The 12,008-nt window shown below is 63.2% G+C and carries 10 protein-coding genes; 8 read left to right on the top strand and 2 right to left on the bottom strand.

Features of this window, described 5'->3' with window-relative positions:
• Positions 1-220 precede the first annotated feature (220 nt).
• Together ACMUVN_RS05450 and ACMUVN_RS05445 are read left to right on the top strand one after the other, a co-directional pair.
• Entirely contained in the window at positions 221-1,165 is a 945-nt protein-coding gene (locus tag ACMUVN_RS05450; RefSeq protein WP_127430914.1) for a carbohydrate kinase family protein, read from the top strand.
• 88 nt (positions 1,166-1,253) lie between these two features.
• The gene (locus ACMUVN_RS05445; protein ID WP_063475220.1) at positions 1,254-2,186 is read left to right on the top strand and encodes a pseudouridine-5'-phosphate glycosidase; all 933 of its coding nucleotides are present in this window, start codon (positions 1,254-1,256) and stop codon (positions 2,184-2,186) included.
• Between the two features lie 132 nt (positions 2,187-2,318).
• On the opposite strand, the gene cckA is transcribed toward ACMUVN_RS05445, so the two are convergent.
• A complete protein-coding gene (gene cckA, locus ACMUVN_RS05440; RefSeq protein ID WP_132571924.1) occupies positions 2,319-4,922 on the bottom strand; it encodes a cell cycle histidine kinase CckA in 2,604 nt (867 codons plus the stop codon).
• A gap of 301 nt (positions 4,923-5,223) precedes the next feature.
• Between cckA and ACMUVN_RS05435 the strand changes: the two genes are divergently transcribed.
• Both ACMUVN_RS05435 and ACMUVN_RS05430 read left to right on the top strand, forming a co-directional pair.
• A complete protein-coding gene (locus ACMUVN_RS05435) occupies positions 5,224-6,285 on the top strand; it encodes a flagellar biosynthetic protein FliO (RefSeq protein ID WP_132571927.1) in 1,062 nt (353 codons plus the stop codon).
• A gap of 388 nt (positions 6,286-6,673) precedes the next feature.
• Positions 6,674-7,309 carry a DUF1062 domain-containing protein gene (locus ACMUVN_RS05430; RefSeq protein ID WP_132571930.1) on the top strand — a complete coding sequence of 212 codons (636 nt, stop codon included), beginning with the start codon at positions 6,674-6,676 and terminating at the stop codon, positions 7,307-7,309.
• 110 nt (positions 7,310-7,419) lie between these two features.
• Here ACMUVN_RS05430 and dksA read toward each other — a convergent pair whose 3' ends face one another.
• On the bottom strand, positions 7,420-7,839 hold the full coding sequence (gene dksA, locus ACMUVN_RS05425; RefSeq protein ID WP_017964517.1) for an RNA polymerase-binding protein DksA: 420 nt from the start codon (positions 7,837-7,839) through the stop codon (positions 7,420-7,422).
• Positions 7,840-8,116: 277 nt separating this feature from the next.
• Between dksA and ACMUVN_RS05420 the strand changes: the two genes are divergently transcribed.
• The 4 genes from ACMUVN_RS05420 (at position 8,117) to ACMUVN_RS05405 (ending at position 12,003) form a co-directional block, all read left to right on the top strand.
• Positions 8,117-8,611, top strand: coding sequence for a SixA phosphatase family protein (locus ACMUVN_RS05420; protein WP_047610040.1), 495 nt, complete (start codon positions 8,117-8,119; stop codon positions 8,609-8,611).
• A 78-nt stretch (positions 8,612-8,689) separates the two neighbouring features.
• On the top strand, positions 8,690-10,165 hold the full coding sequence (locus tag ACMUVN_RS05415; protein ID WP_047610042.1) for a YcjX family protein: 1,476 nt from the start codon (positions 8,690-8,692) through the stop codon (positions 10,163-10,165).
• On the top strand, positions 10,162-11,241 hold the full coding sequence (locus ACMUVN_RS05410) for a YcjF family protein (RefSeq protein ID WP_047613949.1): 1,080 nt from the start codon (positions 10,162-10,164) through the stop codon (positions 11,239-11,241). The genes ACMUVN_RS05415 and ACMUVN_RS05410 overlap by 4 nt, the downstream gene beginning before the upstream one ends.
• A 210-nt stretch (positions 11,242-11,451) precedes the next feature.
• Positions 11,452-12,003, top strand: a complete 552-nt coding sequence (locus ACMUVN_RS05405; RefSeq protein WP_027667695.1) for a hypothetical protein — start codon at positions 11,452-11,454, stop codon at positions 12,001-12,003.
• Positions 12,004-12,008: the final 5 nt, after the last annotated feature.

Here is a 12,008-nt window from a genome sequence, read left to right as displayed (position 1 = left end):
CTTTAGGTTATTGAAGCCGCCCAAGCAATGTCGAGTTTGTACCCTATTTGTTCCACTCTCGCAATAGGCGATCAAACAATTGAAAGAAAAAGGTAAAACGGCCCGTGTTCTGTATTTGTTTTATCGATGAAAAGCAACGACTTAGATGTAAAGTGCCGGCACCCGCGCACAAAAACCCATCCCATCGATTCGCACGTCGGGCATCTGGAGAGTGCCTGAAATGAAAAGAAAGATTCTCGTTCTCGGCGGTGCCCATATCGATCGGCGCGGCCGCATCTCCGGCGAGACAGCGCCTGGCGCCAGCAATCCCGGCACCTGGTTCGAGGAGCCCGGCGGCGGCGGCTTCAATGCGGCGCGCAATCTCGCAAGGCTCGGTTTTCAGGTGACGATGATCTCGCCGCGCGGCGGCGATCCCAACGGCGAACTGGTCGGCGAAGCCGCCGATTTCGCCGGCATCGACGACCGGCCTTTCGTCTTCCTCGACCGCAAGACGCCGAGCTACACGGCGATCATCGAGAAGGACGGCAATCTGGTGATCGCCCTGGCCGACATGGATCTCTACCGCTTCTTCGTGCCGCGGCGTCTATCCATCCGCTGGGTGCGGGAAGCTTTCGACGCCCATGATTTCATCCTCTTCGATGCCAACCTGCCGGAAGAGACGATCGCCGCGATCGTCGCCAAGGCGCATTCCCTGGCCAAGCCCGTCGCGGCGATCGCCATCTCGCCGGCCAAGGTCGTCAGGCTGAAACCCTGCATCGGAGATATCGACTACCTTTTCCTGAACGAGGCCGAGGCCGCCGCCCTGACCGGTGAGCAGCCGGAAGACGCCGCCGGCTGGCCACCATTGCTGAACGAGATCGGCATCAGGAATGCCGTCGTCACTCGCGGCCGGCGCGAACTCGTCGCGCTTTGCGGGCACCGCGCCGTGACGCTGCAGCCGCCGATCGCCGACACCGTCGCCGATGTCACGGGTGCCGGCGATTCTCTTGCGGCCGGCACGCTCGCCGCCTTGATGCTCGGCCTGCCGCTCGAGGAAGCCGTCCGCCACGGCACCGCGGCCGCCACGCTGACCGTGCAGTCGCGGCACGCCGTCAACGAAAATCTGACGCCGGATCTTTTGAATGAGGCGCTTGCCCTTGTTCCCAAGATCAGAATTCTGCATTGAAGCGACTAATTAAAGAGTTGAGCATGATGCCGTCCGAAAACCGCCCACACTTTTCGGCATTATGTTCTGTCGATCATAGGACAAGACCATGACCAAGCCCATCTCCCCTCTTCTGCCGATCGCCTATTCGAAGGAGGTTGCCAGCGCCAAGCAGCGCGGCGCGCCGCTGGTGGCGCTGGAATCGACGATCATCACCCACGGCATGCCCTATCCCGGCAATATTGAGATGGCCCGCAGCGTCGAGACAATCATCCGTGAACAGGGAGCGGTGCCGGCAACGATCGCCGTCATTCATGGCACGTTGCATATCGGTCTTGAAGCCGCGGAATTGGAACAGCTCGCCAAGGCGACCGAGGTGATGAAGGTGTCGCGCGCCGATCTCGCCTTCGCGATCGCCGAGCGCCGCACCGGCGCCACCACGGTCGCGGCGACGATGATTGCGGCAGCGCGCGCCGGCATCCGCGTCTTTGCCACAGGCGGCATCGGCGGCGTACATCGCGGCGCCGAGGAAAGCTTCGATATATCAGCCGACCTCGAGGAGCTCGCCCGAACCGGCGTCATCGTCGTCTGCGCCGGCGCCAAGGCGATTCTCGACATTCCGAAGACGCTGGAAGTGCTGGAAACCCGCGGCGTGCCTGTCGTCACCTATGAGAGCGAGGAATTCCCCGCCTTCTGGTCACGCTCCTCAGGCATATCAAGCCCGCTGTCGCTGAACAGCCCGGCCGCCATCGCCAATTTCCAGACGGTGCGCGAACAGCTCGGTGTCGACGGCGGCATGCTCGTCGCCAACCCAGTGCCGGAAGTCGACGAAATCCCACGCGAGGAGATGGAAATCTATATCGAGCGGGCGCTGGATAGCGCCGAGCGCGACGAAATCACCGGCAAGGCTGTGACGCCCTATCTGCTCTCGACCATCTTCGACCTGACGGACGGCCAGAGCCTGAAAACCAATATTGCGTTGGTGGAGAACAATGCGCGGCTTGCCGCCGAGATTGCGGTGGCGCTGCGGAATGAGGATTGACGGGTAGGTCGGTATGGCCGTGACAGATAGATGGTGCCGAAAAAGCCCCTCTGCCTGCCGGGCAGAGGGGCTGGCACGGCACAACCGTGCCAGAGGCGATGTGTGGCACGCCCTCTCTCGGGCGCACCCCACTCACCCGTCCAACGTTTCCTTCACCACAACAGCGAGCTGCTTGAGCGAGAAGGGCTTCGGCAGGAAGCCGAATTTCGCATCCGGCGGCAGGTTGCGGGCAAAGGCATCTTCGGCATAGCCGGAGACGAAGATGAATTTCATGTCGGGATAGGTCTTGCGCAGCTCACGCAGCAGCGTCGGCCCATCCATTTCGGGCATGACGACGTCGGAGACGACGATATCGACCTTGCCGTCGAGTTCTTCCATGATGCTGAGCGCCTCGACGCCCGAGCCCGCCTCGTGTACGGTGTAGCCGCGCGTTTCCAGCATGCGCTTGCCGCCGCGGCGCACCGCCTCCTCGTCCTCGACGAGCAGGATGACCGCCGATCCCGTCAGATCCTCCGGCTGCTGTGTCGCCGGCGCCTCGGGCCGCACGCCGATCTCGGCGATGGCGCTGTCGATCGAACCTGCTTCGGCGGCGACCGCCGGCTCAGGGATGTGGCGCGGCAGGAACACCCGGAAGGTCGTGCCCTTGCCGACTTCGGATTCCGGCTGGATATAACCGCCCGACTGCTTGACGATGCCGTAGACCATGGCGAGGCCAAGGCCGGTGCCTTTGCCGACATCCTTGGTGGTGAAGAAGGGCTCGAAGATCTTGTCCATGATCTCAGGCGCGATACCGGTGCCGTTATCGGCCACCTCGATCAGCACCATGTCCTCGGCCGGCATGTAGGAATAGTTGAAGGCGGAGACCTCGGCGGCGGTCAGGTTTTTGGTGCGCAGCGTCAGCGTGCCGCCCTCGGGCATCGCATCGCGTGCATTGACGCAGAGATTGATCAGCACCTGCTCGAACTGCGAAAGGTCTGTTTTGACAGGCCAGAGGTCGCGGCCATATTGCACGTCGAGCTTGACGTTGGTGCCGGAGAGCAGCCGGTCGACCAGCATGCGCAGGTCGCCGACGACATCGGTGAGGTTCAGTACCGAGGGCCGCATCGTCTGCTTGCGCGAGAAGGCGAGCAGCTGGCGCACCAGCACGGCGGCGCGGTTGGCGTTGCGCTTGATCTCCATCAGGTCGGCGAAGCTGGCATCGGCCGGCCGCGCCTGCAGCAGCAGATGGTCGGAGGACAGCAGGATCGCCGTCAGCACGTTGTTGAAATCATGCGCGATGCCGCCGGCGAGTGTGCCCACAGCATTCATCTTCTGCGTCTGCGCCATCTGCGCTTCCAGCGCCTTCTGCTCGGTCACCTCGACGGCATAGACGATCGCCGCCTCCTCGGGCGCCTCGTCGCTCTGGTCGATGACCGCGTTAACATAGAAGCGGAAATAGCGCGCCTCGTCGGTCGGCGTCCGGGTATCGATGGGCGCGATATCGCCCTGCCGATCCTTGGCCGCCGCCAGCGCCTCGGCAAGCTGCGGCCGGTCGCTCTCCTGCACGATGGTTTCGAGATGCGGCGCCTTTTCGAGATCGTCGCGCGAGACGACGCCGGAGAACAGTTTCAGGAACGGTGCGTTGGTCCGCAGAATGCGCCCGTCGCCGTCGACCGAGGCGATCGCCATCGGCGTGTTGTTGAAGAAACGGGTGAAGCGCATGGCGGCGGCAGAAGCCGACTGGCCGCCGGCCTCGCTCTTTTCACGCGCCAGCACAATCGTCCGGCTTTCGCCGGGTGCGCCATCGCGCATCGAGGTGACGCTGTGGATGATCTGCACCGGCAGGCTCTGGCCGTTGGTCTTGCGCAGGTCGAGGTCGAGCGTCACGGTCTTCCTCAGACCCGGTTCGGCCTGCACCGACTGGATCAGCGCCAGCCCCTCGCCCGCCACGACGTCGCCGATCGTCATCGAGCCCGGCACGAACTTGGTGAGGTCGAGGCTCAGCCACTCGGCAAGCGTCGCATTCAGATAGAAGATCTCGCCCTTCCTGCCGGCGGAAAAGAAGCCGGCCGGCGCATGGTCGAGATAATCGATCGCGTTCTGCAATTCCTTGAAGAAGCGCTCCTGGTCGTCGCGCTCAGTGGTGATGTCGGTGATCTGCCAGATCTGCAGCGGCCTGCCGCTATTCTCCTCCGGCTGCAGCAGCCGTGCCTTCAGCCGGTACCAATGCGCGCCGGAGCTGTTGCTGCCTGGCCCGACGGCGCGCAGCAGCCGAAATTCCTCCCGGCCTTCCTTGCCCTCGCGCAACCCGTTGACCAGCCTGTAGAGCGCTTCATTGGATTCGCGGTGACGCGACAGCAGCGTTTCCAGCGTCTGCACCTCGGTCGCCTTGCGCGCGCCGGTCAGCGCGCCATAGGCGGCATTGGCATAGATGATCCGGCCCTTTTCGTCGGTGATCAGCGTCCCGTCGGGATGGCTGTTGAGGAAGGCGCGCGCCAGGCTGTCGGACTGGCGCTGCGGCATCACCTCGATGAAGCCGATGACCGAAGACACCAGGAAGAAGATGCCGACCATGGCGAGCACGCCGAGACCGCCGAGCACGATCTCGTTGTCGAGCGACTTTTTGAAGAAGACGAAGCCCCCGGCGGCAGCAATCAGCACGAGCGCCAGCAGCAGAATGCGCAAAACCGTGCCAGAACGCCCCCCACGATCCACAAGCGGTGCGTTATAATCGTCGGCCTGACGCGGTTTCGTCATGTATTCCTCACATAAGCCCCTCCCGCTTCGTAGCACGAACACAAAGCGGGAATCAGGCACTCTTTCCTTCTTAGCAATTTGCCGCGTCGGCAAAAACACCGGCAACCGGCAAGACTGCTTGAATTCACAGGCAACAGCGCCATCTGCCCCTGAAGCCCAAAGCGGCCGCCCCTGCGCAAGGTCGCTGGGCGCCAGGCAGCTGAACACGAAATCGCGTTCTCCCGTGACTGGACAGCATGGGCGGCCCTTGCCTAAGGAACGGAAAAGTCGTCAATATGTGCCGAAATGCGAAATGGAGTAAGTGACTATGTTGGATGATGTTGTCGGAGCTTATGGCAGTCGTTTCCTGCTTGCAGCCGGTGGCGTCGGTCTGGCGCTTCTCCTGCTCATCCTCGTGCTCTGGGTGATCCGCAGCCGGGCGCCCTCGCCTTTCGTGCGCGGCGGCCGCAACCGCCAACCCCGCCTGCAGGTGCTGGATGCCGCTGCCGTCGATGCCCGCCGCCGGCTGGTGCTGGTGCGCCGCGACGACGTCGAGCACCTGATCATGATCGGCGGCCCGAGCGATATCGTCATCGAAAGCCGCATCCTGCCCGCCGCGGCAACAGCACAACCGGAAAGCGTCAACCGCCCGCAGCCCGTCGAGCAGCGCCCGATACCCGTCGCGCGGCCGGAAACGCCGCCGGTCGTTCCGCCGCGCCCGCCGGTCGCTGCCCGTGTCGAGCCGGCCGCCGAGCCCTCTTTCTCCTCGCCGGTCCCGCCAGAGCCGCGCTCGCGCCCGGAATCATCGGCTCAAACATCGGCCCCGCCGGCCGTTGCGCCGCCGGTGGTCACGAGCCCGCTTCCGGCAGAGCCGGTGACAGCTCCACTGTCGGCCGAACGCGACAATCCTCTGCGTGCCGCTCCGCCCCAGCCGCGCCCGCCGGAGCGTCCCGCCGTTCCCCCAGCCTCGCAGCCCGCACAGTTCCATGATACCGCGAGTGCAGCCGAGATTCTCGATGCGGCCCGCCAGCGCGTGCTGCCGCAGCAGCGCATCGAACCCGAGGTCTCCGCCCCGCCTGTCCAGCACTTGCCGGCGGCAGCACGCGCCGCGCCTGTTACGGCCGAGGACGATGCGGCTGCGCAGTCGGCAGCGGCGATCCGTCATGATTTCCAGCGCGTGCTGGAAGAGGAGATGTCGAGCAATCTGACGGCCGAGCGCATCGTGCCGGCGCCGGCAAACCAGGAACCCCGCCAAGCCGCGCCGCAGCCGGGCAACCTGCCGCGCCGCGATCCCGAGCTAGCTCCCATCACCGGAGCCGACACGGAACTGCAGAAGGAAGTCGCCCGCATCTTCGGCGAGATGAGCGTCAATCGCGACAAATGAGGGCAGACACGCCGGCCTTCATCACCAAGTTGCATAAAAGCCGCAATGCTGCGGCTTTCAGTTCGCGAACGGCTCGGGGGCTCCCCTTGATGCCGATCATTTGTTATCTCTGAAGTCGAAGAGCTTTGGTGCATTCGAGGTAACACTTTGCCTAAGTAAATACCGGTCTCACTCCAGTTTCACCCGTACTGCCGCAAAGCGACACGCTGGCGGCATACGAACATGTTCATCGGGTGGTGGCGAGAGACCGGTTTGGCATTGTTACAATGTGCCATGTGCAGCTCCGCTGTCTCAGCTCTTCAGCCGCCCACAACATCGCCACACCGCGCCCGCAAGGGTTTTCTCATGCACCATCTTGGTGGACTTCCGAACGGAAGACCAAGACGGTATGTGCAATACGCTTCGGGTCCGATGGACCATTATTCCCAAGACAGCTCCCCAGCCCTGGTTGGCCTGCGGCGGATGCGGGGGCCTCAGAGCTTTCCAACCCAGCGGCAAGATCCGGCTCAACGCCAACGGTCGCAAGCTCGACGCCTGGCTTATCTACAAATGCCTGACCTGTGAAAGAACATGGAACCGGCCAATCCTCGAGCGCCGCAATGTTCGCGACATCGATCCTCAAGTCCTTGACGCGTTACAATCCAACGATCCCGGCTGGATCCGGGCAGAAACCTTCAACCTCGATGCTCTCCGGCAGAAGTCACGGCGTGTGGACGAGTTTGCCGAATTTGACATCAAAAAAGAGATGCAGAGCGACACGGCGAATTGGACGAGATTGGCAATCGAACTGATGGTCCCGTTTCCAACGAGCACACGCCTCGACCGTCTGCTGGGCTCCGAACTGAAAGTGTCACGCTCGCGGCTGCAGGCTCTGCATGATCAAGGCATGGTTCGGACAGATCCTGACCGAGCAGGCGTCATGCGGCGGCGGATCAGGAATGGCACCCTTGTCGTGATTGACCTCGCCATGGAGGCCGACCGAAAGCAATCTTGGAAAGCTCTGGCAGCAGGAGATCCGCTATAATAGTGGAACTCCGTCGCGGAGGCTCGATCTCGGGCCTTCGTGACTATCGAAAAAGGCGCCGCGATCGGGATCGCGGCGCCTGTTCTGCTCTCATGCCTGCATGAAAACTCTTATTCGTCGCGATAGACTTTTTCGCGACGTTCGTGACGCTCCTGCGCCTCGATCGACAGTGTCGCGATCGGGCGGGCGTCGAGACGTTTCAGGCCGATCGGTTCGCCGGTTTCCTCGCAATAGCCGTAGGTACCGTCTTCGATGCGCTGCAGTGCCGCGTCGATCTTCGAAATCAGCTTTCTCTGTCTGTCACGGGCGCGAAGTTCGATCGCCCGGTCCGTTTCCGACGACGCCCGGTCGGCGAGGTCGGGATGGTTTGCGCTTTCCTCGGCCAGATGGTCGAGCGTCTCGCGCGCTTCTCTAAGGATATCGTTTCTCCATGCAACCAGCTTGGCCCTGAAGTAGGCACGCTGGTTTACGTTCATGAACTCTTCCTCTTCCGAGGGAACGTAATTGCTAAGATCGATCTTCTCACTCAACGCGATTCTCCTGAAGAACATCTCATCTGGCCGGGTGTATATCCCAAGCGCTAGTCGCGATTCAAGCCAAATACGACAGGTAAACAGATTTTTAAATCTGTTACAATTTTCGGCTAACGATCTATTTTGTCATGGTTATTCCGATTGCCGTTTTTTGCTTCGCCTTCAAAACGCCGTGTTATCGGCCACGTTTCGGGCAGTTGCGACATGGCTGGCGATTGACGGCGGCCAATCGCAACCGCTACTGAAAAGACCCCGCCCGATCCTGGATTTGCCCATGACCGTACCGCTGCCTCCGCCCAACCGCATCTATCTCCTGCGTCATGCCGAGGCCAGCTGGGCCGAACCCGGACAGCGCGATTTCGACCGGCCGCTGAGCGAAAAGGGCTTTGGCGATGCCGAGATCATCGCCGACAAGGCCGCCGACAAGGGTTATCGTCCCGATCTCCTGATCAGTTCGACAGCGCTGCGTTGCCGTGACACGTCAGGCGCCGTCCACCGGGCGATGGGCGTCGCGCTCGAGGTGCGTTATGTCGATGCGCTCTACAACGCCACGGTCGATACCTATCTCGAGATCGTCGATGCACAGGATGAGGCGGCCGTCATGCTGGTCGGCCACAATCCGACCATGGAGCAGGCGCTGGAGACGTTGATCGGCCATGACGCGATGGTAAGCGCCCTTCCCGGCGGCTTCCCAACCGCAGGCCTTGCCGTCGTCGATTTTGACGCTTCGGCCTCTGTCTGGCGCCTCACCGATTTCGTGGTCGTCTGAAGTCTTTCACGCCGCTCTTCTTTTGCGGGCGGCGCGCCCTCCCTATATTGCGGGGCAGTCACCAACCGGAATCGCGCCTTGCCGCCACGCCTGACATCCTTTGCCGATGACGCCCGCATCGCCTTCGACAATCTCGCCGACCGGGCGAGCGGCCTCGTCAATCCGACCGTGCGGCTCGGCGTCACCGGCCTCTCCCGCTCCGGTAAGACGGTCTTCATCTCCTCGCTGGTCCACAATCTCCTGCATGGCGGCCGCCTGCCGCTGTTCGAGCCGGTGCAATCCGGCCGGGTCTCGGCGGTGCGGCTGGAGCCGCAGCCCGACGATGCCGTGCCGCGCTTCCAGTACGAGGACCATATCCGTGCGCTGGTGAAGGACCGCATCTGGCCGGATTCGACCCGCGCCATATCGGAACTGCGCATCACGCTGGATTACCAGAGCGCCAGCGGCTGGAACCGGCTGTTTTCCCCCGGCCGCCTGTCGATCGATATCGTCGATTATCCCGGCGAATGGCTGCTCGACCTGCCGCTGCTCGGCAAGGATTACCGCACCTTCAGCGAGGAAACCATCGCGCTCGCCGAAACCGGCGTCCGCTCGGAGCTGTCGCGTGAGTGGCTGGCTCTGACGCGCGCCGCCGATATCCACGCCGGCGCCGACGAGATGATCGCCCGCGACCTCGCGACCGCCTTCGCCGATTATCTCAAGGCCTGCAAGGCCGATGAACGCTCGCTCTCCACCCTGCCGCCCGGCCGCCTGCTCTTGCCCGGCGATCTGGATGGGTCGCCAGCATTGACCTTCGCGCCGTTGGCGCTGCCGTCGGACGGACGTCCTGGGCGCGGCTCGCTGTGGACGATGATGGAGCGGCGCTACGAGGCCTACAAATCGGTCGTCGTCAAACCCTTCTTCCGTGAGCATTTCGCCCGCCTCGACCGCCAGATCGTGCTGGTCGATGCGCTGCAGGCGATGAACCGCGGCCCCGAAGCCGTACAGGATCTGGAACGCGCGCTGACCGATGTGCTCGCCTGTTTCCGCCCCGGCACCAATTCGCTGCTCTCCTCCCTGCTTGGACGCCGCATCGACCGCGTGCTGGTCGCCGCCACCAAGGCCGATCATCTCCACCATGAAAGCCATGACCGGCTTGATGCGCTGACCCGCCGCCTGGTGGATCGCGCCATCGACCGCATCGGCATGGCGGGGGCCGGCATCGACGTCATGGCGCTTGCCTCCGTCCGCGCCACTCGCGAGGCGACCGTCAGGCGCGATGGCCACGAGCTGCCTGTCATCGTCGGCACGCCGATGGACGGCGAAACCCTAGCCGGCGAACGCTTCGACGGCCAGAGAAAGACCGCGATCTTCCCCGGCGACCTGCCGGAGGATCCGGAAAGCCTGTTCGACCGCATTGCCTCGGGTGTAACAGGCCTGCAGCTGCCCGATGTCAACGTCGTCAGGTTCCGCCCGCCGCAGCTTGAGGAAACCGGCGGCGGCATCAAGCTGTCGGTGCCGCATATCCGCCTCGACCGCGCCATGCAGTTCCTGTTCGGAGACCGTCTCGCATGAGCAAGCCCCCGTCCGATCCGCCGCGCCGCGCACCCGCCGCCTTCACCTATGAGGACGAGGTCACCCAGCCGCGAGACAACGGCAGGCAGGCAGAGCAACGGCGCAAGCCGGAAAGTTTCTCCGAACATATCATCGTGACGCCCGATGAGGACGATCCCTTCCTCAATCCCGACAAGGATCTGAGCGCAGTTCCGGTTGCCACGCCGCGGAAACGTCGAACCTCCTTCGGCAAGATTGCCGCCGGCGCCTTCGGCATCCTGCTGTCTCTCGCCATTGGCCTCTGGACCGACAGCCTGATCCGCGATCTCTTCACTCGCGCCGACTGGCTGGGTTATGCAGCCCTTGCCGTGCTCGCCGTCGGCATCCTCGCCGTGCTTGCCCTGGTCGTCCGCGAAACTGTGGGCATGATGCGTCTTGCTGCCGTCCAGGCGATCAAGGCCGAAGCAGACGCCGCGATTCTCGAAACCCGGCCGGCGAAGGCGCGCGCCGTCGTGGCGCGCCTCACCACCCTGCTTTCCGCCAATCCCGAGACATCGAAGGGCCGCGCAACGCTGAAAGCGACCGAGGGCGAGGTCATCGACCCCCCGCATCTGATTGCGCTCGCCGAACGCGAACTGCTTGCTCCCCTCGACCGCAAGGCCCGCGCGCTGATCGTCAATGCCTCCAAGCGCGTCTCGATCGTCACCGCCGTCAGCCCGCGTGCCGTGGTCGACCTGCTCTACGTGCTCTATGAGGCCGTGCGCCTCATTCGCGCCATGGCCGAACTTTACGGCGGCCGGCCCGGAACTCTCGGTATGTTCCGCCTGCTGCGCGACGTGCTGGCGCATCTGGCCGTCACCGGCTCGATCGCCGTCGGCGACAGCCTCGTCCAGCAGGTGCTCGGCCACGGGCTGGCCTCCAGGCTCTCGGCCCGACTGGGCGAGGGTGTGATCAACGGCCTGATGACCGCCCGCATCGGAATCGCGGCAATGGATCTCTGCCGTCCGCTCGCCTTCCGAGCCCTGAAGCGGCCGGGAATCGGTGATTTCATCGGCGATCTCACCCCGTCCATGTCGCCGCGCGGCAACAATCCTTGAGCGACACAGCGATTCCGCGTCTTTCGCCTCCCCTTGCGTAACGTTGAAGAAATTTCAGTGAATTCAGAGCTCTAGCGACAGTATTTTAAAATCTCCGGCGCCTGAAACTCCCGTCTTTCCGCGCATTTCGGCACAATCGAAAGGAAGGATTAACCATTATTCGGCAAAACTTGCACCCAGTTCGTGAGTGGTGTTTGCCAAGGAAAATCCATGTATTCGCGCAAGTTTCTCATCGTATGCGGCCTGGCCGCCGCGGCATTGTCTCCCGTCGCAGATGTCGCTCCGGCAGCCACTGCTGCAACCCGTGACAAGGCCTTCTTCGATTCGGTCGCCGGCTCCTGGAAAGGCCCCGGCGAAATCGTCGCCGGCAAGTACAAGGGCACGAAATTCACCTGCAACCTGATCGGCGAACCCACAGGCGACAGCAGCGCCGGCATCAAGCTCGACGGCACCTGCCGCGTTGGCGTCTTCAAACAGCCGATGACTGCCGTCATCTCGCAGTCGGGCTCGACCTACAAGGGCAAGTTCCTGGACGGCGCCGCCGGCAAGGGCCTTGACGTCGTCTCCGGCGCCGTCTCCGAGGATACCGTCGTCGTCGGCATCAACCGCGCCAAGCTGAACGGTGCGATGATCGCCCGCGTGCGTGACGACAAGACGATGAACGTCACCGTTTCGGTCAAGGTCGAAAGCCAGATGATCCCGGTGATCGGCCTGACGCTGACCCGCCAGGTCGACGAGATGGCCGTCGGCTCGATCCAGTAGAGAAA

This window comes from Rhizobium sp. IY2 (assembly GCF_047532935.1).
Lineage (GTDB): Bacteria > Pseudomonadota > Alphaproteobacteria > Rhizobiales > Rhizobiaceae > Rhizobium > Rhizobium anhuiense.
The sequence above is the reverse complement of the archived record's forward strand: the minus strand, read 5'-3'. Positions and strand labels throughout refer to the sequence as shown.